The 21,196-nt window shown below is 68.7% G+C and carries 21 protein-coding genes; 11 read left to right on the top strand and 10 right to left on the bottom strand.

Annotated elements, in window-relative coordinates; genetic code table 11:
* Window positions 1-307: 307 nt before the first annotated feature.
* Window positions 308-1,192: a LysR family transcriptional regulator gene (locus tag QH276_RS32110; RefSeq protein ID WP_280397594.1), complete on the top strand. Its 885-nt coding sequence runs from the start codon at window positions 308-310 to the stop codon at window positions 1,190-1,192.
* A 182-nt stretch (window positions 1,193-1,374) separates the two neighbouring features.
* Here the strand turns inward: QH276_RS32110 and hpt are convergent, their stop codons facing one another.
* From hpt to QH276_RS32090, 4 genes are all read right to left on the bottom strand, one after another.
* Window positions 1,375-1,938, bottom strand: coding sequence for a hypoxanthine phosphoribosyltransferase (gene hpt / locus QH276_RS32105; RefSeq protein WP_280397593.1), 564 nt, complete (start codon window positions 1,936-1,938; stop codon window positions 1,375-1,377).
* A gap of 1 nt (window position 1,939) precedes the next feature.
* Window positions 1,940-2,905 carry a tRNA lysidine(34) synthetase TilS gene (gene tilS / locus QH276_RS32100; protein ID WP_280397613.1) on the bottom strand — a complete coding sequence of 322 codons (966 nt, stop codon included), beginning with the start codon at window positions 2,903-2,905 and terminating at the stop codon, window positions 1,940-1,942.
* Window positions 2,906-3,090: 185 nt separating this feature from the next.
* Complete coding sequence (locus QH276_RS32095; protein WP_280397592.1) at window positions 3,091-4,215, bottom strand: zinc-dependent metalloprotease; 1,125 nt, start codon at window positions 4,213-4,215, stop codon at window positions 3,091-3,093.
* Between the two features lie 14 nt (window positions 4,216-4,229).
* A complete protein-coding gene (locus QH276_RS32090) occupies window positions 4,230-5,708 on the bottom strand; it encodes a D-alanyl-D-alanine carboxypeptidase/D-alanyl-D-alanine-endopeptidase (RefSeq protein WP_280397612.1) in 1,479 nt (492 codons plus the stop codon).
* Window positions 5,709-5,900: 192 nt separating this feature from the next.
* Here QH276_RS32090 and QH276_RS32085 point away from each other — a divergent pair, with 192 nt between their 5' ends.
* The gene (locus QH276_RS32085) at window positions 5,901-6,392 is read left to right on the top strand and encodes an inorganic diphosphatase (RefSeq protein ID WP_280397591.1); all 492 of its coding nucleotides are present in this window, start codon (window positions 5,901-5,903) and stop codon (window positions 6,390-6,392) included.
* A 60-nt stretch (window positions 6,393-6,452) separates the two neighbouring features.
* Here the strand turns inward: QH276_RS32085 and QH276_RS32080 are convergent, their stop codons facing one another.
* On the bottom strand, window positions 6,453-7,274 hold the full coding sequence (locus QH276_RS32080) for a crotonase/enoyl-CoA hydratase family protein (RefSeq protein WP_280397590.1): 822 nt from the start codon (window positions 7,272-7,274) through the stop codon (window positions 6,453-6,455).
* 182 nt (window positions 7,275-7,456) lie between these two features.
* Here QH276_RS32080 and QH276_RS32075 point away from each other — a divergent pair, with 182 nt between their 5' ends.
* The 4 genes from QH276_RS32075 (at window position 7,457) to QH276_RS32060 (ending at window position 13,946) form a co-directional block, all read left to right on the top strand.
* Window positions 7,457-7,930 (top strand): YbaK/EbsC family protein, encoded by a 474-nt coding sequence (locus tag QH276_RS32075; protein WP_280397589.1) that lies wholly within the window; start codon window positions 7,457-7,459, stop codon window positions 7,928-7,930.
* A 63-nt stretch (window positions 7,931-7,993) separates the two neighbouring features.
* Window positions 7,994-8,554 (top strand): flavin reductase family protein, encoded by a 561-nt coding sequence (locus tag QH276_RS32070; RefSeq protein WP_280397588.1) that lies wholly within the window; start codon window positions 7,994-7,996, stop codon window positions 8,552-8,554.
* Window positions 8,555-8,673: 119 nt separating this feature from the next.
* Complete coding sequence (locus tag QH276_RS32065; RefSeq protein ID WP_280397587.1) at window positions 8,674-12,603, top strand: Pls/PosA family non-ribosomal peptide synthetase; 3,930 nt, start codon at window positions 8,674-8,676, stop codon at window positions 12,601-12,603.
* Window positions 12,603-13,946 (top strand): M1 family metallopeptidase, encoded by a 1,344-nt coding sequence (locus QH276_RS32060; RefSeq protein WP_280397586.1) that lies wholly within the window; start codon window positions 12,603-12,605, stop codon window positions 13,944-13,946. The genes QH276_RS32065 and QH276_RS32060 overlap by 1 nt, the downstream gene beginning before the upstream one ends.
* Here the strand turns inward: QH276_RS32060 and QH276_RS32055 are convergent.
* Together QH276_RS32055 and QH276_RS32050 are read right to left on the bottom strand one after the other, a co-directional pair.
* Window positions 13,931-14,119 carry a hypothetical protein gene (locus tag QH276_RS32055; RefSeq protein ID WP_280397585.1) on the bottom strand — a complete coding sequence of 63 codons (189 nt, stop codon included), beginning with the start codon at window positions 14,117-14,119 and terminating at the stop codon, window positions 13,931-13,933. The two genes, QH276_RS32060 and QH276_RS32055, sit on opposite strands and share 16 nt — an antisense overlap.
* A gap of 39 nt (window positions 14,120-14,158) precedes the next feature.
* The gene (locus tag QH276_RS32050; RefSeq protein ID WP_348536604.1) at window positions 14,159-14,668 is read right to left on the bottom strand and encodes a DUF2752 domain-containing protein; all 510 of its coding nucleotides are present in this window, start codon (window positions 14,666-14,668) and stop codon (window positions 14,159-14,161) included.
* A gap of 241 nt (window positions 14,669-14,909) precedes the next feature.
* Here QH276_RS32050 and QH276_RS32045 point away from each other — a divergent pair, with 241 nt between their 5' ends.
* The 4 genes from QH276_RS32045 (at window position 14,910) to QH276_RS32030 (ending at window position 18,940) form a co-directional block, all read left to right on the top strand.
* Window positions 14,910-15,962 (top strand): alpha/beta fold hydrolase, encoded by a 1,053-nt coding sequence (locus tag QH276_RS32045; protein ID WP_280397584.1) that lies wholly within the window; start codon window positions 14,910-14,912, stop codon window positions 15,960-15,962.
* 121 nt (window positions 15,963-16,083) lie between these two features.
* The gene (locus QH276_RS32040) at window positions 16,084-17,004 is read left to right on the top strand and encodes an NADP-dependent oxidoreductase (RefSeq protein WP_280397583.1); all 921 of its coding nucleotides are present in this window, start codon (window positions 16,084-16,086) and stop codon (window positions 17,002-17,004) included.
* A 311-nt stretch (window positions 17,005-17,315) separates the two neighbouring features.
* Window positions 17,316-18,371, top strand: a complete 1,056-nt coding sequence (locus tag QH276_RS32035; RefSeq protein WP_280397582.1) for an NAD(P)H-dependent amine dehydrogenase family protein — start codon at window positions 17,316-17,318, stop codon at window positions 18,369-18,371.
* A gap of 140 nt (window positions 18,372-18,511) precedes the next feature.
* Window positions 18,512-18,940 carry a nuclear transport factor 2 family protein gene (locus QH276_RS32030; RefSeq protein WP_280397581.1) on the top strand — a complete coding sequence of 143 codons (429 nt, stop codon included), beginning with the start codon at window positions 18,512-18,514 and terminating at the stop codon, window positions 18,938-18,940.
* 114 nt (window positions 18,941-19,054) lie between these two features.
* On the opposite strand, the gene QH276_RS32025 is transcribed toward QH276_RS32030, so the two are convergent.
* The gene (locus QH276_RS32025; protein WP_280397580.1) at window positions 19,055-19,549 is read right to left on the bottom strand and encodes a DUF1772 domain-containing protein; all 495 of its coding nucleotides are present in this window, start codon (window positions 19,547-19,549) and stop codon (window positions 19,055-19,057) included.
* 65 nt (window positions 19,550-19,614) lie between these two features.
* On the opposite strand from QH276_RS32025, the gene QH276_RS32020 reads away from it, so the two are divergent.
* Window positions 19,615-20,217 (top strand): TetR/AcrR family transcriptional regulator, encoded by a 603-nt coding sequence (locus tag QH276_RS32020; protein WP_280397579.1) that lies wholly within the window; start codon window positions 19,615-19,617, stop codon window positions 20,215-20,217.
* A gap of 144 nt (window positions 20,218-20,361) precedes the next feature.
* Here the strand turns inward: QH276_RS32020 and QH276_RS32015 are convergent, their stop codons facing one another.
* Both QH276_RS32015 and QH276_RS32010 read right to left on the bottom strand, forming a co-directional pair.
* Window positions 20,362-20,724, bottom strand: a complete 363-nt coding sequence (locus QH276_RS32015; protein ID WP_280397578.1) for a hypothetical protein — start codon at window positions 20,722-20,724, stop codon at window positions 20,362-20,364.
* 32 nt (window positions 20,725-20,756) lie between these two features.
* Complete coding sequence (locus tag QH276_RS32010; protein ID WP_280397577.1) at window positions 20,757-21,059, bottom strand: hypothetical protein; 303 nt, start codon at window positions 21,057-21,059, stop codon at window positions 20,757-20,759.
* Window positions 21,060-21,196 lie beyond the last annotated feature (137 nt).

Genomic DNA, 21,196 nt, shown 5'->3' with positions numbered 1-21,196 from the left:
GCATAGTCGAGTAGATGGCATGGGAATTCACCCCCGCGCCGCCCGGCCGGCAGATCCGCTCGCTTCATCGCCCGAGGTGGCACCACACATTCCATGAACAGCCCTACCACCGGAAACGCCCGGCGCTTTACGTCGTATCGCCCGCGGACCGCCCACCGACCGCGCGGCGGAAAACCGATGATGCGCATCACGGTGACACCCAATAAGCTGTCACTAACAAACCTGCCGACTGTTTCGGGCCCGCATTGCGGACCTTCCGAACATATTAGGGCTGGAAATTCGGCAACTATTCTGATAGCAAGGTGCTATGGACCCGCATTTGCGCGATCTGCGGTATTTCGTCGCCGTCGCCGAGGAACTGCACTTCACCAACGCCGCCCAGCGGCTGCACATCGCTCAACCGACCCTGTCGCGTCAGATCCGGCAGCTGGAACGTCAGCTCGATGTGGTCCTGTTCGATCGCAACCAGCGCAGCGTCGCGCTCACGGTTGCCGGTAAGGAGTTGCTCGGCGGCGCCCGCAAGATCCTGGAACTCTGGGAGACCACCAACGGCTCATTGCAGGAAGCGGGCGAAGTACTGCGCGTCGGCCTGCAGTCGAACCTGGGCCGCGGCCTGCTCAACGATCTGGAAAGCGCCAGCGGCCACCGTCTCGCGCTGCACCAGGCGTCCTGGACCGACCCGTCCAGCGGTCTGTCCGGCCGGCAGGCCGATCTGGCACTGGTCTGGCTCCCGCTGCCCGACCCGAACCGCTACCGCTGGCAGGTGCTGCGCACCGAGCGGCGCTGGGTCCTGCTCCCGGAGAACCATGCGCGGGCGGGCCAGGAACTGATCGACTTCGCGGATCTGCTGGACGAACCGTTCATCGCGCTGCCCGCCGAAGCCGGCGCGGTTCGCGATTTCTGGCTCGGCAACGACGCCCGCGGCGGCCGGCCGGCGAAGATCGGCGCGGAAGCCGCCACCCCGGAAGACCGGCTGGAAGCCGTCGGCCTGGGGCTGGGACTATGCCTGCTCGCGGAAAACAACGTGCCCATGTACCGCTGGCCCGGCCTCACCGCGCGGCCGCTCACCGGCATCCCGCCGTGTGAACTCGCCGTCGCCTGGCGCGCCGACGATACCCGGCCGACCATCCTCGAATTCGGCCAGCGCGCCGTCGCGGGTGGTTTCGCGGCACCGCCCGCCATCTCGGCGTAATTTCGCGGCGCCCGGCGCCGTGGGGGCGGCCCCGGGAGTCGTGCTTCGGCACCGGACAGTCGCGCACTCGGCGCATCGGGCGCTGAAGCACGACGCGGCCCGAACCCTCCGTGATCCTCGCCGAACTCGGCACCCTTGCCGGAGCCCGTACGGTTCGGTTCGCCGGCCTCGCCGGCGAACCCTCAGTCGCTTTCGCCGCCGTAGACGCGCGGATGCAGGGTGCCGATATAGGGCAGGTCCCGGTACCGCTCGGCGTAGTCCAGGCCGTAGCCGACGACGAACTCGTTGGGGATATCGAATCCCACATTCGCCACCTCGACCTGCGTGCGCAGCGCATCGGGTTTGCGCAGCAGGGTGACCACCTCGAGCGAGGCGGGGTTACGGGTGGAGAGATTGCGCATCAACCAGGAGAGCGTGAGCCCCGAATCGATGATGTCCTCGACGATCAGCACATTGCGGCCGGCGATGTCCTTGTCCAGGTCCTTCATGATCCGCACGACCCCGGACGACGAGGTCGACGAACCGTAGGACGAAACGGCCATGAATTCCATCTGGGTCGGGATAGGCAAGGCCTTGGCGAGATCGGTCATGAAGAAGATCGCGCCCTTGAGTACCCCTACCAACAGTAGATCCCCTTCCGGGGCATCGGCCGGGTACCGTTTGGAGATCACTTCGGCCAGCTCGCTGACCTTGGCGTCGATTTCTTCCTCGGTGATCAGGACCGAAGCGATATCGTCCCCGTACACGTCAGCTGGTTTCCCTTCGGTCTCGGCTCGCCCGGTCGGCGCGGGCAAGTGTCAGCCTGCCATGCTCCCGGACGACGACCAACCGGGTCCCCCGATCTCCGCCGCTCACCGCGACCCCGCCCTGCCCGCGCCAGGCCACCACCAGCTCGTCGACGGCACGGATATGTGCCCCGGTCACCACCCGTACGCCACGTTCCAGCAGCCAGGCCCGGACGGCCCGGCGCCGGACCGCCGCGGGAGCGCCGGCGAGCACTTCGCAGGACAGTTCGGCGGGCTCGGCACCGGCCCGGACCAGCAATCCGGCGGCGAACTCGTCGAGCGCGGCATTGTCCTCGCGCAACAGTTCGGCGGTACGCGCCAGCGCCACGGCCGCGGTACCGCCGAGGACATCCTCGAGCACCGGCAGCACGTCGGTGCGCAGCCGGACCCGGGTGAATTCCGGAGAGAAATTGTGTGGATCTTCATAGGGCGAGAGCCCGAGATCCGCGCAGAACTGCCGGGTGGTATCGCGCCGGACACCCAGCAGCGGCCGGCCCCACGGGTCGTCGAAGGGCGCCATACCCTGGATCGAGCGGGCACCCGAACCGCGGCCGAGCCCGAGCAACACGGTCTCGGCCTGATCGTCGAGGGTATGCCCGAGCAGGACCGGTAGCGCACCCCGGGCGGTGTCCAGTGCGCGGTAACGGGCGGTACGCGCGGCGGCTTCCATTCCCCCCTCGCGGCCCACCTCGACGGCCAGCACCCGGGCCGACCGGCAGCCCAGCGCCCGCGCCGTCCGGGCTGCGGTTTCCGCGACGGTAGCCGAGCCCGGCTGTAGCCGATGGTCCACCACCAGCGCGTCCACGGCCGTCCCTTCGGCAACGACCGCGGCAGTCAGCGCGAGCGAATCGGCACCACCGGAAACACCGACCGCCACCGCGCCCGCGGCGCTGTACCGCGCGAGCCAATCCCGCACCGCATGCCGCATATCGAGTACCGCCGGCGTTTCCGGCAACCGGACCGGCCCCGGGCGTTCGAGCGGAACCTCGGGCGCCATCCGGGCCGGCCCGCTGTCGCGATTGTCCACCCGCCGCTCCTCCGCTCACTCATCGTCGCCCGGCGCGGTCGTTGTACCTACCGGCCCGCGCGAGCAGCGAACTCGCCGGCCGCGGATCAGTCCAGTACCCGGGCGATCCAGCGGCGGGGTTCGTCGATCTCCTCGGTGCGCGGCAGGGTGTTCGCGTCCGTCCAGATGACATTGAACTGCTGCATGCCGACCGTATCCACCACCTCGTCGACGAAGGCCTTCCCGCGCACGTATTGCGCGACCTTCGCGTCGATACCGAGCAGCGCGCGCAGCAGCCGCTGCACCGGGTTGGTGGGACGGGTGCGGCGCCGGTCGAACGCCGACCGGATCTGTTCGACGGTCGGCACCACGCTCGGGCCCACCGCGTCCATCACATGATCGGCGTGCCCTTCGAGCAGGGTGCCCAGCATCAGGAGCCGGTCCAGCGCCTCGCGCTGGGCCGGTGGCTGGGTGGCGCGCAGTAGCCCCACCACGCCGCGCGAGTTGGGATCGTCGCCGGCCTTACCGCTGCGCCGCAGTTTGAGTTCGGCGATCAGGCGGCCGAGCATCTCCATGGTCGCCTCGTCCTCGATATCACCGAGCACTTCGACGTTCTCGCGCATATAGCCGGACAACCACGGCGATGCCGAGAACTGGACCCGGTGGGTCACCTCGTGCAGGCATACCCAGAGCCGGAAATCCGCCGGAGTCACGCCCAGCGCCCGTTCGACCCCGACGATATTCGGCGCCACCAGCAGCAACGTGCCGTCGGGGCCGGTGAACGGGTCGTACTGGCCGAGGATGGCGGTGGACAGGAAGGCCAGCATGGCGCCCACCTGCACACCGGCCGGTTTACCGGCCAGAATGCCGCCCGGCCCACCATTCTCGCCGGTGGTCCCGGTGCCGGTGAGCAGGGACATGGAATCGGCGGCCGCGCCGATCCAGCCGGGGCGGTCGACGATCCGCGCCGCGGGTACCGGCTGGTCGTCGAGCAGGCCGGTCACCGCGCGCACCGGGGCTTCGGCCCGCACCGACGACTCGGCCAGTTCGGCCACGGCCTGTTCCGCGGCGAGGCGGGAAGTCCGCGGCCCGGCCGGTACCAGCGCCGCCCCGGTGCGGGCGGCCCAGCGCCAGTCCACCGCGCCGGCGAAGGTACGCCGCTCGGAATCGGGGGTACCGGTCTCGGGCGACTCCGTGGCGCCGGGCCCGGCAGGACCTTGTCGAATCGTCATGCGCCCTCCAGCCGTCAGGAACATCCACAGTTGCGCAGCGTCGTCGCGACGGCATCCAGCGCGGGCCGGCTGACCTCCGGCGGACGATCGCTCGACATCAATGTGAAGGTCAGCACCCGGCCGTCACGATCCAGCACGTACCCAGCCAACGTACTGGCCACCGAGAGAGTTCCGGTCTTGGCGCGCACCCATCCGGCCCCGGCCTGATTCTGGGTGACGTAGCGGCTGGTCAGCGAGCCGGTACCGCCCGCCACCGGCAGATAATCGAGCAACGGGACCAGAGTTTCGGTCAACGTGACACCGGGGTCGGCCGGTTCGGTTTTCGCGCCGGCGCCGATCGGCGGGATCAGCGGTTTGGGGGTCGTGGGCTCCGGCGCCTCGTCCGCGCCCGGCCCCGCCGCGGTGGCCAGGATCCGGTCCAGCACCCGGGCGGGGATCCGGTCGTCGGTCGACAGGCCGCTGCAGTCGAACATGGTGACACCGGTCAGATCGAAACCGTGCTCGGTGAGCACCGCGGCGACCGCGGCGGCCGCCCCTTCGAACGACGCGGGCCGGCCGGTGGCCTGCGCGACCTCCCGGCCGATCGTCTCGGCCAGCACATTGTCCGAATACACCATCATGTCGCGCAACCGGTCGCGCAACGGCGCGGAAGCGACCTCGGCCAGGCGTTTGGTCCCCTGCGGCGCGGTGCCGATCCGCACCCGCGCGGGATCCAGGCCCAGTTCGGTCGCCAAGCGGCGGCCCACATCGAGCGCCGGTGTACCGGACCGGGGGGAATACTCCACCAGCGGGTCGAGGCGGCCGCCGTCGAGCATGACCGGTTCCAGCGGCGCGATGGAACCACCGCCGATATCGGCCGGTTCCCAGCCGCGCGCCATCGTCGCACCGGAATAGCGCGAGATATCGACCACAACGGTGTCGGCCCGCACATCGGCGGACCGGACCTGATCGGCGAGATCGGTCAGGCCGGCCGCGCCCGGGTAGTAGCCGTCGCCGCCGGGCTGCGCGGTCAGCGTGGGGTCACCACCGGCCACCAGCACGATCTCGTTCGGTGCCGCACCCGCGACCACCCGCGTCTGCACCCGCTGATCGGCGGGCAAGGTGAGCAGGGCCGCCGCGGCGGTCATGATCTTGGCCGTCGAGGAGGGCACCCGCGGTTCGTCGGCACGGGAATTCCACAGGACGGTGCCGGTCGCGGCGTCGGTCACCGACCCGGCGAAACCACCGAGATCGGGGTTGGCCGCCACCGGGCCGAGCGCCGCCGCCACACCGGCCGGGCTGGGCGCCGGACCGGTCTCCGGCGCGGGCACGATCTCCGGCACCGGGTCGACCGGTGCGGGCGGCGCGGCGATGGTGAGCCCGCCGTGCCGGAACTCCGGAGTCCACGGTTGCAGTACCGCGGCCACCACGGCCGCCGCTCCCAGCAGCCCCACCAGCACGGTGATCACCCATGCGCGTATCCCGCGGCGCCGGCGTCCCGCCGTACCGTTCATCCCGCTGCCGCCCTGCCACACCACGTTGCCGTCGTCTCCTCGTACCGTCCTCGGCACCGGGACCCCGGCCGGCCCATGTGCCCGCGGACAACCCTATCCGGGTCCGGTCCGCTACCGTTCTCGGCGAACAACCGGGTGCGCCGGCCGGGCCGGCCGCCACGGCGCATCGTGACAGCAGCGGAAGGAGTTGGCGTGGAATTCGACGTCACCATCGAGATCCCCAAGGGGTCGCGTAACAAGTACGAGGTCGACCACGAAACGGGCCGGGTCCGGCTGGACCGGTTCCTGTACACCTCGATGGCCTACCCGGCCGACTACGGCTTCATCGAGGACACCCTGGGCGAAGACGGCGACCCGCTGGACGCCCTGGTCCTGCTGCCGGATTCGGTGTTCCCCGGGGTGATCGTCGAGGCCCGCCCGGTGGCCATGTACAGGATGACCGACGAAGCCGGCGGCGACGACAAGATCCTGTGCGTACCGGCCGGCGATCCGCGCTGGGATCATATCCAGGACCTCGCCGACGTCCCGGAATTCGAACTGGCCGCGATCAAGCACTTCTTCGAGCGCTACAAGGACCTGGAGCCCGGCAAGTACGTCAAGGGCTCGGAATGGGTCGGACGGGCCGAGGCCGAGGCCGAGATCGAGGCGTCCTTCCAGCGGTTGAAGGACAAAGGCGGGCACTGAGCCCCCGGCGCGCCGAGATACGGGACCGCAACCCCGCGCATCGGCGCGCCGAGAGCACCGCTAGCGGCCCTTGTAGTCCGGGGTGCGCTTTTCGAAGACTGCCTGGATGGCTTCGGTGAGGTCTTCCGAGGGGAGGAAGGCGGCGTTCCAGGCGGAGACGTAGCGCAGGCCCTCGGCGACGGTGCTGGAATTGCGTTGGTTCAGGACGTCTTTCACGCCCTGAACCACCAGGGGCGGGTTGGCCGCGATTTCCCGGGCGGTCGCTTCGGCGGCGGCCAGGGCCGCTTCCTGGTCGGGGTAGACATCGTTGACCAGACCGATCTTTTCGGCGCGGGCGGCGTCGATGTCCTTGGCCGTATAGGCCAATTCACGCAGGTGACCTTCGCCGATGATGCCGGGCAGGCGCTGTAGCGAACCCACATCGGCCACGATCGCGACCTTGGCCTCGCGCAGGCTGAACTTCGCTTCGGCGCTGGCGTAGCGGATATCGGCGGCGGCGATGAGGTCGAGGCCGCCGCCGATGCACCAGCCGGAAATCGCGGCGACAACCGGTTTACGGCATTCGGCTACCGCGGTGATCGCGTCTTGCAGGCGGCGGATCTCGCCGAGGAAATCGGTGCGCGGGGCGGCCAGCGCGCGATCGGCCATCAGCGGGCCGAAGGTGCCGCTCATGGCGGGCAGGTCGAGTCCGTAGGAGAAATGCTTACCCGAACCGGTGAGCACGATCGCCCGGACCTCCGGGTCGGCGTCTAGACCGCGGAAGATCTCCGGCAGTTCCCGCCAGAAATCCGGGCCCATGGCGTTCCCTTTACCCGGGCCGGTGAGCGTCACCCGGGCGACGCGATCGTTGGTTTCGACGGTGAAAGCCTGCCACTCTGTCATCGGTTCAGACTAATGGCTCGCTCCGGGAGTTCGGGGCGGGTCGATTGCCCCGCAGCCGCGCCTTCGGCATCCGGGTCGACCCGCAACGGCTGGGCGACGGCCGGTGTCCACTCGCCGGGACGGAACCGGCCCCGCATCGGCGAACAGCGCCCCCGGGGCCCGGTTCGTCCTACCCTGTGACCATGCGCAGGTCGCTTCCACCGATAACCTGCCGGGTCTCGGATACCTTGATAGCTCGCGGACACCACGGCCTGATCGTCAGCGTGCCGGAATCCGCAGTGGGTCCCGTGGAAACGGCGCAGGCGATGGAGGTGGATCCGGGGGCATTGGTGCAGGCGCAGGTCTTCCTGCTCGGCGACGAACCGATCCTGCTGCTGGTTTCCGCCGCGCACCAGGTGGATGCGCGGCGGACCGGCGCCCGCCTCGACGGCGTCCTGATACCGGCGCCGCCGCATCTGGCCGTGAAGTACACCGGGCAGCTGCCGGGCAGTATCGCGCCGGTGGGTCATCCGGTGAACCTGCCCACCTGGGTGGACAGCATGCTGGCCGGGTTCGGTGAACTGCTGGCGGCCGGCGGCTGCCCGGGCACCGTGTTCCGCACCTCGTATCCCGAGCTGCTGCGGATCACCGCCGGACTCTCCCTCGAGATGGAATAACGGGCTTCCCGCCCAGCGGACCGGCCCGCGCGAGCGCCCGGTTCCGCGCGTAGCGTCGGCGGGGTGACCGAAGCACCACGGCCCGACACCGGAATCCGGATCCCCGACGACCTCAGCGGTATCACCGCCGAGCAGTACCGCGCCTCGATGCGGCACTACCCGTCCGGCGTCACCATCGTGACGCTGAACTCGGCCACCGGCCCGGTCGGTTTCACCGCGACCTCGTTCGCCTCGCTCTCCCTGGATCCGCCGCTCATCTCCTTCAACATCAGCGATACGTCGTCCAGTCTCGCCGCCCTGACCGCCGCGCACTCGGTGGTGATCCATTTCCTGGGCGAACACCAGCGCCATCTGGCTCAGCGGTTCGCCCGGACCGCCGCGCACCGTTTCAGCGACCCCGCTCTCTGGTCGGCCCTGGACACCGGCGAACCGGTACTGCACGGCACCCCGCTGTGGCTGCGCACCACCGTCGAACAGCTCATCCCGATCGGCGATCACACTCTCGTGGTGGGCCGGGTGGTGAAGGTGCACGACGACACCGAAGAGGAACCGCCCACCGTTCCCCTGCTCTACTACAAGGGCCGCTACTACCGCCCCACCCCGCTCACCGACGACGCGGACTGATCGCCCCTCCACCCACGCCGGTAGGCTGTTCACCCGGTCTACCGCTGTTTGCCGCGCGGTAACCCTGGTATGAGACAACAAGTCCGTCGGCTGGGCGCGATGGAAGGTGGGCCGGGTAGATGCAGTCGCAGCTGCAAGAGGAGAGCGGGCTCCGGCGCGCCGATGCGGCCCCGGCTGCCCGCACCCTGGTCGAGGTCCTGGCCGAGACGGCCGCACACCATCCCGACGCGCCCGCCTTGGCAACCGCCGACCGCACCCTGACCTATGCCGAGCTGCTGACGGAAATCGATGATTCGGTCGGCGCGCTGATCGCGGCCGGCGTCCGCCGGGGCGACCGGGTGGGTGTCCGGATGCCGTCGGGTACGTGGGAGTTGTATCTGACGATCCTGGCGGTACTGCATGCCGGCGCGGCCTATGTTCCGGTCGACGCGGACGATCCCGAGGAGCGCGCGCGGCTGGTTTTCGGTGAGGCACAGGTCACGGCCATCGCGACCGCGTCCGGTATCGAGCCCGCCGCGGATCGTCCCGCGGCCGGCGAACCGGGTCCGGCAACCGGTGGGCAATCCCCCGGACTGCCTACTCCCGACGACGACGCCTGGATCATCTTCACCTCCGGTTCCACCGGCACACCGAAGGGTGTCGCGGTGACCCATCGCAATGCCGCCGCCTTCGTCGATGCCGAGGCCCGGCTGTTCCTGCGCGAGAACCCGCTCGGCCCCGGCGACCGCGTGCTGGCCGGCTTGTCGGTGGCTTTCGACGCCTCCTGCGAGGAGATGTGGCTGGCCTGGCGGCACGGCGCCTGCCTGGTCCCGGCGCCGCGCGCGCTGGTACGCACCGGCGCCGATCTCGGCCCGTGGCTGGTCCGGCAGGGCATCACCGTGGTCTCCACCGTCCCGACCCTCGCCGCCACCTGGCCGCCGGAAGCCCTGGAATCGGTGCGCCTGCTGATCTTCGGCGGCGAAGCGGTACCGCCGGAACTGGCCGAACGCCTCGCCGACGACGACCGCGAGGTATGGAATACCTACGGCCCCACCGAGGCCACCGTGGTGGCCTGCGCGGCGCTGCTGGACGGTACCGGCCCGGTGCGGATCGGGCTGCCGCTGGACGGCTGGGACCTCGCCGTGGTGGACGCGGACGGTGCCCCCGTGGGTGAGGGAGAATCCGGTGAACTGGTGATCGGCGGGGTGGGCCTGGCCCGCTACCTCGACCCCGCGAAGGACGCCGAGAAGTACGCCCCGCTGGCGACACTGGGCTGGGAGCGCGCCTACCGCAGCGGTGACCTGGTTCGCAACGACAGCGCCGGGCTGGTGTTCCTCGGCCGCGCCGACGATCAGGTGAAGATCGGAGGCCGCCGGATCGAACTCGGCGAAATCGACAACGCGCTGCAACATCTCCCCGGGGTGAGTGGCGCGGCCGCCGCGGTGCGCACCACCGCCACCGGGTCGCCGGTCCTGATCGGCTACCTCACCGGGGTCCCGGACGATTACGACCTGGCCGCGGCCCGGGCCCGGCTGTCGGGGCAGCTTCCCGCACCGCTGATCCCGCGCCTGGTGGTGGTACCGGAACTGCCCACCCGCACCTCGGGCAAGGTCGATCGCAACGCGCTGCCGTGGCCGCTGGCCGGCGCCGACTCCGCAACCGACCACGGGCTCACCGGTACCGCCGCGTGGGTCGCACAGATCTGGACCGATGTCCTGGGCGCGGAGATCACCGGTGCGGAAGCCGATTTCTTCGAACTGGGCGGCGGCTCGCTGTCGGCGGCGCAGCTGGTGACCGCGTTGCGGGCTCGGTATCCGCGGATCACAGTCGCCGATATCTACGATCATCCGCGGCTCGGCGCCCTGACCGAACTTCTCGACGACAGCGGTCCGGGTGCGGTCGCGGAAACCCGCGAGGTGGCGCCGACCCCGCGTTCGGCGCAGCTGATCCAGATCGCCGCGACGGTCGCCCTGACCACGCTCACCGGGCTGCAGTGGGTCACCTGGCTGGCGGTGGCCGCCGGGGTCACGGCCTGGTTCGACCTGCTGCCGTGGCTTCCCCGCCTGTCCTGGTGGTGGACCGTCCTGCTGTTCCTGGTGTTCATCACCCCGCTCGGCCGGATGGCGATCTGTGTGGCCGGCGCCCGCACACTGCTCGCCGGGGTGCGCCCGGGTAGTTATCCGCGCGGCGGTTCGGTGCACGTGCGATTGTGGGCGGCGGTGCGGCTGGCCGAGGCCAGCGGGGCAGAAAACCTGTCCGGCGCCCCGTGGATGGTGCCGTTCGCCCGGGCGCTGGGCGCGAAGGTCGGCAAGGGCGTGGACCTGCACACCCTGCCCCCGGTCACCGGCATGCTCGAACTGCGCGACGGGTGCAGCGTGGAACCCGAGGTCGATCTGTCCGGCTACTGGATCGACGGCGATACCGTGCACATCGGTTCGATCGTGGTGGGCAAGGGCGCGGTGGTCGGGGCTCGATCGGTGCTGTTGCCCGGGACCCGGATCGGCCGCGACGCGGAGATCGCGGCCGGGTCGGCGGTTGCCGGGAAGGTGAAGGCCGGCCAGGAATGGGCCGGTTCACCGGCGGTGAAGGTAGGCCGCGCGCGGCACCGCTGGCCTGCGGAGACGCCGGAACGGGCCGTGCACTGGGTACTGGCCTACGGGATCGGTTCGCTGGCCCTGGGCGCGCTGCCGCTGGCCGGGCTTGCGGTGGGCCTGGCGGTGATCGCGTGGGGTATCCGGGATACCGCGACCCTGGCGGACGCACTGGTCCCCGCATTCCTCTGGTTGCCGGTGGCGACCCTGTTCAGCCTGGTGTTGTACGCGGTGGCGACCATCGTGGCGGTCCGGCTGCTCAGTATCGGCCTGACCGAGGGCTACCACCCCGTGCGCAGCCGGGTGGGGTGGCAGGTATGGGCCACCGAGCGCCTGCTCGATTCGGCCCGGACCTTCCTGTTCCCGCTGTACGCCTCCCTGCTGACTCCCATCTGGTTGCGGCTGCTCGGCGCGAAGGTCGGTAAACGGGTCGAGGCGTCCACCGTGCTGCTGCTGCCCAAATTCACCACCGTCGCCGACGGTGCCTTCCTCGCCGATGACACCATGATCGCCAGTTACGAATTGGGCGGCGGCTGGCTGCACATCGGGGAGGCGAAGGTCGGTAAACGCGCTTTCCTCGGCAATTCGGGGATGACCGCGCCCGGCCGGCGGGTGCCGAAAAACGGCCTGGTCGCGGTGTTGTCGGCGGCACCGAGCAAGGCCAAGGCCGGTTCGTCCTGGCTCGGTAGCCCACCGGTGCGGCTGCGCCGCGCGGCCGGAAACGCCGATACCGACCGCACCTTCGACCCACCGCTGCGGCTGCGGATCTACCGCGGCGCCTTCGAAACGTGCCGCCTGGCCGCGGTGGTGGTGACCTTCGCCATCGGCCTCGCGGTGCTGTTCACCCTCGCCCGCCTGGCCGGCGGTCTCGGCTTCCTCGCCGCCGCATTGCTGTCCGGGGTCGTGCTGATGGTGGCGGGCGCGGTGGCCTGCGCGAGCGCGGTGACCGCGAAATGGGTTCTGGTGGGCCGTATCCGGGCCGAGGAACATCCGTTGTGGAGTTCGTTCGTCTGGCGTAACGAGGTCTCGGACGCTTTCGTCGAAACCGTTGCGGCACCGTGGTTCGCCCGGGCGGCGACCGGTACGCCCGTACTGAACCTCTGGTTGCGAGCGCTCGGCGCGAAGATCGGCCGCGGGGTATGGTGCGAGTCCTACTGGCTTCCGGAGGCAGACCTGGTGACACTCGGTGACGGGGCGACCGTGGAACGCGGTTGCGTGGTGCAGACCCACCTGTTCCACGACCGCATCATGGCCATGGACACCGTGACCCTGGAGCCAGGTGCGACTCTCGGCCCGCATTGCGTCGCCCTGCCCGCCGCCACCCTCGGCGCGGGCGCGACCGTGGGTCCGGCCTCCCTGGTGATGCGCGGCGATACCGTGCCGCCTTCCACGAGATGGTGGGGTAACCCCATCGCCCCCTGGTCGGGTCCGGTGCGCACCGCGGAGACCGATCCGGCGGACGAGGAGACCGACCGCTGATGGGGAGTAGGTTCTACGACGCCCCCATCGACGACTATCTCCCGCAGAACGGAAACCGGGGCTATCGCGTCTCGCGGTACGAACTGGAATTGAACTACAAGGTCGCCAGTAACCGGCTGGCCGGCCGCGCCGTGATCACCGCGGTGACCACGGCCGAACGCCCCCGCTACTCACTCGACCTCTCGCAGGCCCTCGCGGTGTCGAAAGTGCTGGTCAACGGCACCAAGGCCGGTAAGTACAACCATCAGCGCGGCAAACTCACCATCACCCCGCGGCAGCGGATCCCGGCGGGCGGGATCCTGCAGTTCGTCGTCCAGTACGCCGGCGCACCCAAACCCGTCCGCGGGCCGTGGGGCGAAGTGGGCTGGGAGGAACTCACCGAAGGTTCGCTGGTGGCCAGCCAGCCCAACGGCGCGGCGTCCTGGTTCCCCTGCGACGACCACCCCAGTTCCAAGGCCAGCTACCGGATCTCGATCACCACCGACACCCCGTACCACACCCTCGCCAACGGCACCCTGGCCGGCAAACAGACCAAGGCCGGGCAGACCACCTGGGTGTACGAGCAAGCCGAACCGATGGCCAGCTACCTGGCCACCGTGCAGATCGGCCGCTATCGCAAACACCGGCTCACCGATCACGACGCGCCGGTACCCATGTACGCGGTGATCCCGCCCCGGTTACGCGCCGAATTCGACCACGATTTCGCTCGCCAGCCGCAGATGATGACGGTCTTCGGCGACCTGTTCGGGCCGTACCCGTTCCAGAGCTATTCGGTGGTGGTCACCGAGGACGAGCTGGAGATCCCTATCGAAGCGCAGGGCATCTCCATCTTCGGCGCCAACCATTGCGACGGCCGCCGCGGCGCGGAACGCCTGGTCGCCCACGAACTCGCCCATCAGTGGTTCGGCAACAGTCTCACCATCCAGCACTGGTGCGATATCTGGCTGCACGAGGGGTTCGCCTGCTACGCGGAGTGGATCTGGTCGGAAGCCTCCGGTGGCCCGAGCGCCGATCAGCTCGCCCGCGCGGCCTGGCACACTCTGCACCGGGAACCACAGAACATCGTGGTCGGCGATCCGGGCCCCACGCTCATGTTCGACGACCGCGTCTACAAGCGGGGCGCCCTCACCCTGCACGCGCTGCGGCTGGAACTCGGCGATACCGCGTTCTTCCGGCTGATCCGGGACTGGACCGCCCGCCACCGCCACGGCTCGGTCTCCACCGAGGAGTTCACCGACCTGGTCGGCCACTACAGCGTGGTACCCCTGCATCCCCTGTGGCAGGACTGGCTGTACTCCGAACCGCTGCCGCCGCTGCCGCCGGCCGGTCAGAAAACCAGGTAGCGGCCCGCCAGCTGTTCGATCAGCGGATCGTCCTCGCCCACACTGTCCAGGGCGTCCAGATCGGCGACCACCGAGATGAGACGTGGATCCTCGGATTCGGGTCCGGGCGGACCGTCCTCGGCGAGCTGCCGCAGCAGTTTGTCCCGGACCCGGTCCTTCAGCGAATCGCGCATCTCCACCTCGTCGGTCGGTATTCATTCGACCCGACCGTGTCACACCGGCGTCAGCCAGGTACCCCACGGCGTGTTGCGCAAGACGGTGTACGCGGCGAGTGAGCCGAGCAGCACCCAGGTGGTGGTGAGGCTGATCCCGGGCAGCCGCGGCCCTTCGCCGCGCCAGGCCCGGACGGCCCAATCACCCACCCACAGCGCGAACAGCACCAGCACCGGCAACGCCAGCAGATTGCTGTGCAGGGAATCGATGATGTTCCCTTCGGTCAGGTTGTGCACTGCCCGCATACCCCCGCATCCGGGGCAGTACACACCGAACAGCCCGTAGGAAGGGCACAGCCCGTACGAGCCCGGGATATGCGGGTCGCGCACATGCAACAGCAGAACGGCACCCACCCCCGCACTCGCGACCGCGGCGGGAAGTGCCAGCCCGAGCAACCCACCGCGACGACGGGTTGCATGACCCGTCGCGTCCGCCATGAACTCCGGTTCGCCGCCGCCCGGCGCTCCGGATGACACCAGCGGTGGCCGCGCCGCGTCCGAGTCCTTCACAGTTCTCACCGTAGTCCGGGCGCGGCGGTTGACGCCACAACCAACGGAGATGCTTGCTCCGTTTGGGCCACGCATGCATAGAAACCGTGGAGATTGGGAAATTCTGGGTTAACGGCACCGCCCGCAGAACCGACATCCGGTATGAGAACCACATTCCGGGCGTGAACTCCGGTGCGGCGCTTGCTCTTGTAAGCACCCAGCTTGCAGGTTACCGTGTCAGCAGGCACAAAGGAGTGTTCTGATGCTGGTGAAATCGTTGTCCGCGCTATCGCAGGCGCACCACGGGGCGCTGACCGCCCCCTACCGCGCCGCATTGCGCGCCCGCCGGTTCAAGAACGCGGTGTTCAACGCCCCGGTCGATGCGCCTGACGTCTCCACCGTCACCACGGTCGACGGCGCCCGCCTGCGCGTCCACTCCTACGGTCCCGCCGATGCCGAGCCGATCGTGCTCATCCACGGCTGGAGCTGCTGTATCGAGTACTGGCACCCGCAGATCAACACTTTCGCCGACCGCTACCGCGTGATCTCCTACGACCAGCGCGGCCACGGCGAGAGCACGCTGGGCCGCGCCGCCCTGGCCGATCACACCCTCGCCGACGATCTCGCCGCCGTCCTCGACGCGACCCTGCGCCCCGGCCGCAAAGCCCTGCTCGTCGGCCACAGCATGGGCGGTATCACCCTGCAAGCCTGGGCGGCCCGGCACCCCGATCAGGTGGCCCGCCGCGCCCGCGCGGTGGTGCTGGCCAACACCACTTCGGGCAATATCCGCTACGACACCGATCTGCTGCCGCTGCTGAACAAACCGCTCAGCGTCGGCAGCCAGCCGCTCACCCTGCTCGGTTCCCCGATCCGGCTGCCGATGATCTTCGCCGAATCCCTGCTCACCTCCCCGCTGCCGTTGCCCGGCGGCTGGGCGGCGCGGGAGCTGCTCAAAGAGCGCATCATGGCCCGCGGCGCCACGAACGAACAGGCCGAATTCGCGCTGAGTATCGTGCGCTCCTGCCGCCCGCTGGCCCGCGGCCGGCACGCCGCGCTGCTGGCGGATCTGGAGCTGGGCGAAGCCGCCGCGAACCTGACCGTCCCCACCACGATCATCGCGGGCCGCTACGACCGGCTCCTGCCCGAACGGATGTCACGCATCATCGCCGACACCATGCGCGCGGCCGGTAATCACCCCGATTACCAGGTCTGGCCCACCGGCCACCTGGGCAATATCGAGGATGCCGATCGTTTCGACGCCGAACTCGCCGCCATCCTGAACCGCACCAGCTCGCAGTCGAAGGCCGCGGGCTGAGCGGAGGTCCCCGAGTCCGGTCGACGATGCCCGGCTCGGTGGACCCTCTCGCGCGAACCGGAATATCGGCCGTGGCGCGTCGTTGCACGCAACGACACCGCCAACCGATAGGAATGGAGCTATGCGCGCAGCGACCTATGACCGCTACAGCACCGACAACAACGATATCCGCGTCCGTGACCTGCCCGATCCCAAACTCTTCCCCGGTTCGGTCCTGATCGAGGTGCGGGCGGCCGGGGTGAATCCGGTCGACTGGAAGGTGATGTCGGGCGGGCTGGACGGCCTGATCGATGCGGTGTTCCCGGTGATTCCGGGCTGGGATGTCGCCGGGACCGTGGTCGGCACCGGGCTGGACACTCCCGAATTCGCGGTCGGCGACGAGGTGCTGGCCTACGCCCGTAAAGACGTGCTGCACGCCGGGACATTCGCCGAACTGGTCGCGGTCGAGGCGGCGCACGTCGCGCGTAAACCGGCCGATCTGCCGTGGGAGCAGGCCGGGGCCTTGCCGTTGGCCGGCGGCACCGCGCTGCGGACCCTCGACCTGCTCGGGGTCACCGGCGACGACACGGTGCTGATCCACGCCGCGGCCGGCGGCGTCGGCAGTCTCGGTGTGCAGATCGCGAAGGCCCGCGGCGCTCGCGTGCTGGGCACGGCTTCCCCCGGCAACCACGACTACCTGCGTGAACTCGGCGCCGAACCGGTGGCCTATGGCGACGGCGTAGTCGAGCGCATCCGCGAACTCGCCCCCGACGGCGTTGCGGCGGTGGCCGATTTCGTCGGCGGCCAGCTCGACACCACGCTCGCAGTCCTCGCGCCCGGCGGCCGGCACGCCTCGATCGCCGACAACAGCGTCGCCGAACACGGTGGGCATATCGTCTGGGTCCGCCCCGACGGCACCCAAACCCAGCGACTGGCCGACCTCGCCGCCAAGGGCGACCTCACCGTCCCGGTTGCCCGCACCTTCTCCCTCGAAGAGGTTCCGGAGGCATTCGCCGCGAGCCAGACCGGCCATACACGCGGCAAGAACGTCATCGTGCTCTGAGATCGAATCCTCGCCCGGTAGGAGCGACCGGCCTGTCTCCGCGTAGGCAGAGGCGGTCGCGTCTACCGGTGCGCCTCCGCGGCTGGGAAGGTTCGGCGGGATCCGCCACCACACTCAACGACCACAGCCCGGGCGCCACCGGCCGCGCCTGCTGCGCCTGCTGCGCCACCCACTCGACCCGGCACGTTTCTCGCCCCTTCGACAAGCAACGGCGGACACCACCCTGGCCTCGGTCGGCCACTGAGCGGGACCGGGCGAGTGGTACGCGCGTTCCCGGACCCCGGCGACCCCGGGGCAGGTAGGTTCGCACGATGGCTTTGCGCGTTGTTCAATGGGCGACCGGGGGTGTCGGACAGGCCGCGATCGAACATATCCTGCGGCATCCCGACCTCGAACTCGTCGGCTGCTGGGTGCATTCACCGGAGAAGTCCGGCAAGGATGTCGGCGATATCGTCGGGCTGGACAAGACCGGTGTCGTCGCGACCCACAGCGTCGAGGAAATTCTCGCCCTCGACGCCGATTGCGTCCTGTACGCGCCGCTGCTGCCCGACGCCGGGCAGGTGCAGGCGATCCTGCGATCCGGCAAGAACGTCGTCACTCCCCTCGGCTGGTTCTGGCCGACCGAGAAGGAGCGGTCGAAAATGGAACCCGCGGCGATCGAGGGCGGAGCGACCCTGCACGGCACCGGAATCGACCCCGGTGGCGCGACCGAACAGCAGCCCCTCTTCTTCAGCGGCCTCTCCTCGGCGATCACCTTCGTCCGCGGCGAAGAATTCTCCGATATCCGCACCTACAACGCACCCGATGTCGTCCGCTACATCATGGGTTTCGGCGCGACGCCGGAGGAGGCGAAGGCCGGCCCGATGCTGGGCCTGCTCGCCCGCGGCTTCGAGCAGTCGGTGCGAATGTGCCTGGACACCTTGGGTTTCGCCGAGGCGGAGGTCCGCAGCAGCCACGAACTGGCCGTCGCCACCGCGGCGATCGATTCACCGGCGGGCGTGATCGAACCCGGCCGGGTCGCGGCGCAGCGCTTCGCCTGGGAGGCGTTCATCGGTGAGACGAAGGTGGTGCGGGTAGCGGTGAACTGGCTGATGGGTGAGGAAAATTTGGATCCCCCTTGGAAATTCGGCCCCGGTGGTGAACGCTTCGAGGTTGAGGTGAAGGGCGATCCGGATTGTTCGGTCGTCATCCACGGCTGGCATCCGGCCAGTGTCACCGCGGGCCTGCTCCGCAACCCCGGGATCGTGGTCACCGCCGCGCACTGCGTCAACTCGATCCCCACGGTCTGCGCCGCGCCGCCCGGCATTCTCACCTTCGTGGATATGCGGGTGGTCACCGGTCGCGCGCACCCCGACCTCGCCAACTGATCCCGCGGGCAGAACCGCGAATGGACCGACACTCGACCGGTTCGTTCGCTGCGCCACTCATTCGTCGGGAGGTCGACGGGTTGTGCCGGCATTCCATATCTCCAAGACCGGTCACGGCGTCGGCGACGATCGTGGTTTTCATGACGCACTCGACACCAGCGGCGGAACTGGACATTTTCACCGAGATCTTTCGAGATTGGGATACAGCGCTCGCCGCCAACGACACCGAGCGGATCGCTCACTTCGCTACCGCGGAGTGGACATTCGTCTCGCCGGAAGGACCGTACCCGGGCAGCGCCTTCCTGGCGGTGGTCAGCAGCGGTGCGGTAATCCACCACACGATGACGAGCAAGATCAGTTCGGTGCGTGTCCTCGGCGACACCGCTGTTGTCGTTGCTCGGGTAGTCAATACCGGCACCTACGAGGGGCAGCCGTTCGAGAACGACGAGTGGACTTCGGACGTATTCGTCCGGCGAGACGGCCGCTGGCGATGCGAATTCACTCACCTGACCCCGGCGCGGGTTCCGCATTTCGACCGTGAAGTTCGAGCGGATGATCGACCATCGTGACGGTAACCGGTGGGATCTGGACGCCATCGACGGCCACCGGCCGACCGCTCGCGATACCCACAGCATGACGCGAACGAACCGGCGCTCGGCCGGTTCGTTCGTATGGCCCGCCGGTCAGACAGCGGCGATCACGACCACCAAGGCGATCAGCGCGATCACCTGCAGTCCAACCCGCACGAAAATGACGCTTTCCCAACGCTGTTGCAACGCACGGGCGTTATCCGGGATCACCCCGGAAAGCGCTGCCGTCTTCTGCGCCATATTGACCGGCTTCGCGATCCGGGCGTACAGCATAAGCCAGACGACCAGCGAAACCACGGCCACGGCCGCCGCTGCCGCCGCAACCGGGTAGCCGCCGAGCCCCGCCACGACGGCGGCGGCGAGCGCACCGGCCAATCCGGTGATGCCGATCGGCGGCATGCGTTTATCGGCGAAGTAGTGACCCCAGCCGGCGTTGAGGGTCATCGTCGTGTCGTCCAGCCGGGCATTGACCGAGCGCGTGACGAGTGCGGCGACAGCATCGGCACCGTAGACGACACCGTTGGTGACGAGGGCGAGCCCGGCGAGAACTTGGACGAGGGTGATCATGGCCAACTCCATATCTAGCATTGCTATATTGAATAGCGACACTATCTGTCGATAGCTACTTTGTCTAGCGCTGCTAACTTGAAGGGATGGGAATCCAGAACAGGCGAGAACGGGAACGCGCCGACCGGCACCGGCTGATCGTCGACACCGCCCGCGAACTGGCCGAGACCGAAGGCTGGGACGCCGTCACCGTCCGCAAACTCGCCGACCGCATCGAATACAGCCAGCCGGTTCTCTACAGCCACTTCGCCGGCAAACGTGCCATCGTCACCGCGGTGGCCCTCGACGGCATCACCGAACTGGCCGAATCCCTGCGCCGTGCCCGCACCACCGCCGCGGACGAGTCGGCCGCCCTGGCCGCCGTAGCCCGCGCCTACACCGATTACGCCGCCGAGAACCCCGCCCTCTACGACGCCATGTTCGTCCTCCCCACCGACCTCACCTTCGGCGACGGCGCCCCGGAACCCCTCCGCAACGCCTTCGCCGAACTGGTCACCACCTTCGCCCCCTTCGCGGCGAGAACCGACGTCGAAACCCTCACCGAAACCGTCTGGAGCACCCTCCACGGCCTGGCCACCCTGGAACGCAACAACCGCCTCCGCCCGGGCCACCGCGAGGAACGCCTGGCCATCCTCCAGAGCTGGCTCGAAAGCGCCGCAAACGAGTCCGCCGCACCGCACGCGAAGTAGAGAGGTTCTTACGTGGGTAGTTTCTTGTAGCAGGTGAGAGCGGTGGCGAGTTGGAGAAATGCTGCGAAGTGACGACCGTGGCGTTCGATATGTCAAGCAGGAGCCGGGACCATCGACCTGATATGCATCAGGATGATTTGATCGTCAGCTGGAATGCAGCGTGAACACCACCGAGTAGTCCACCCGCCCCGGCGCGGTCGTGTGCCCGTTCGTTGCGGTAAACGCACAATTGGCTACCAGGCGATATTGTGTATCCAATCGCAACCCCGGCACGGAAGAGTGCCACAGGTAGTCCGCGGGGATCGACGGGTGATGGTCTGAATACCCCCGTTTACCTTCGACATGGGCACCGCAGGCCATTGTGCCTTGAACGATCGCCCTGACGGAGTCCGACAGGCGCAACGACCAGAACAGTCTGTAATTCGCGGGGTCGTAGACGGCGTCGGCGGTGAATATTCCGTGCGCTCCGTCGTACCGATGGGACGTATTGGTGGGCGTGAAGTCCACGTACCCGGGTTTAGCCGAGGCAGGACCCGCAGTCAGGATTGCCAAGACGCAGGCGAGGACAACCGTATACGTGAAGCGCGACATGAAAAATCCCCCTGAGGTGTGTGATCGATGGCGACATCGACCGGTAGACCCTCGGCGATATCGGTGACCGAGGCGTTGTCGAAGGCAGAGAAGTGGAACCAGACGAGCGATTCGTCTGCAAGCTGGATTACACCGGTTCCCTTGTTCGGGTTCCAGCGCCAGATGATTCCCCGATCCATATCCACTCCCCTGCTCGACACCGATTGTCGCCAAAGAACAGTCAACCCAGCAACGGATTTCTGCGAGTCCACACCGTTCTCACTCCGCCGACAGCACGCTGAGGAACTCTAGACGTCCGCCCGGCACGGGGCTCAGCGCTGCACCCCGGGGGTGATACTCGCGTGCTTCCGGAGGTTTCATTCGCGACCCGCGCGACCGGTTCGTTGAC

The organism is Nocardia carnea (genome assembly GCF_029869215.1).
GTDB classification, from domain to species: domain Bacteria; phylum Actinomycetota; class Actinomycetes; order Mycobacteriales; family Mycobacteriaceae; genus Nocardia; species Nocardia carnea_B.
This window is presented reverse-complemented; position numbering and strand designations above follow the sequence as displayed.

Excerpts from the sequence above, each read along its gene's own strand:
- QH276_RS32110 (WP_280397594.1), top strand. The coding sequence starts at position 308 with ATGGACCCGCATTTGCGCGATCTGCGGTATTTCGTCGCCGTCGCCGAG.
- tilS (WP_280397613.1), bottom strand. The coding sequence starts at position 2,905 with ATGCGGCATGCGGTGCGGGATTGGCTCGCGCGGTACAGCGCCGCGGGC.
- QH276_RS32095 (WP_280397592.1), bottom strand. The coding sequence starts at position 4,215 with ATGACGATTCGACAAGGTCCTGCCGGGCCCGGCGCCACGGAGTCGCCC.
- QH276_RS32090 (WP_280397612.1), bottom strand. The coding sequence starts at position 5,708 with ATGAACGGTACGGCGGGACGCCGGCGCCGCGGGATACGCGCATGGGTG.
- QH276_RS32080 (WP_280397590.1), bottom strand. The coding sequence starts at position 7,274 with ATGACAGAGTGGCAGGCTTTCACCGTCGAAACCAACGATCGCGTCGCC.
- QH276_RS32075 (WP_280397589.1), top strand. The coding sequence starts at position 7,457 with ATGCGCAGGTCGCTTCCACCGATAACCTGCCGGGTCTCGGATACCTTG.
- QH276_RS32065 (WP_280397587.1), top strand. The coding sequence starts at position 8,674 with ATGCAGTCGCAGCTGCAAGAGGAGAGCGGGCTCCGGCGCGCCGATGCG.
- QH276_RS32060 (WP_280397586.1), top strand. The coding sequence starts at position 12,603 with ATGGGGAGTAGGTTCTACGACGCCCCCATCGACGACTATCTCCCGCAG.
- QH276_RS32055 (WP_280397585.1), bottom strand. The coding sequence starts at position 14,119 with ATGCGCGATTCGCTGAAGGACCGGGTCCGGGACAAACTGCTGCGGCAG.
- QH276_RS32045 (WP_280397584.1), top strand. The coding sequence starts at position 14,910 with ATGCTGGTGAAATCGTTGTCCGCGCTATCGCAGGCGCACCACGGGGCG.
- QH276_RS32040 (WP_280397583.1), top strand. The coding sequence starts at position 16,084 with ATGCGCGCAGCGACCTATGACCGCTACAGCACCGACAACAACGATATC.
- QH276_RS32035 (WP_280397582.1), top strand. The coding sequence starts at position 17,316 with ATGGCTTTGCGCGTTGTTCAATGGGCGACCGGGGGTGTCGGACAGGCC.
- QH276_RS32030 (WP_280397581.1), top strand. The coding sequence starts at position 18,512 with ATGACGCACTCGACACCAGCGGCGGAACTGGACATTTTCACCGAGATC.
- QH276_RS32025 (WP_280397580.1), bottom strand. The coding sequence starts at position 19,549 with ATGCTAGATATGGAGTTGGCCATGATCACCCTCGTCCAAGTTCTCGCC.
- QH276_RS32020 (WP_280397579.1), top strand. The coding sequence starts at position 19,615 with ATGGGAATCCAGAACAGGCGAGAACGGGAACGCGCCGACCGGCACCGG.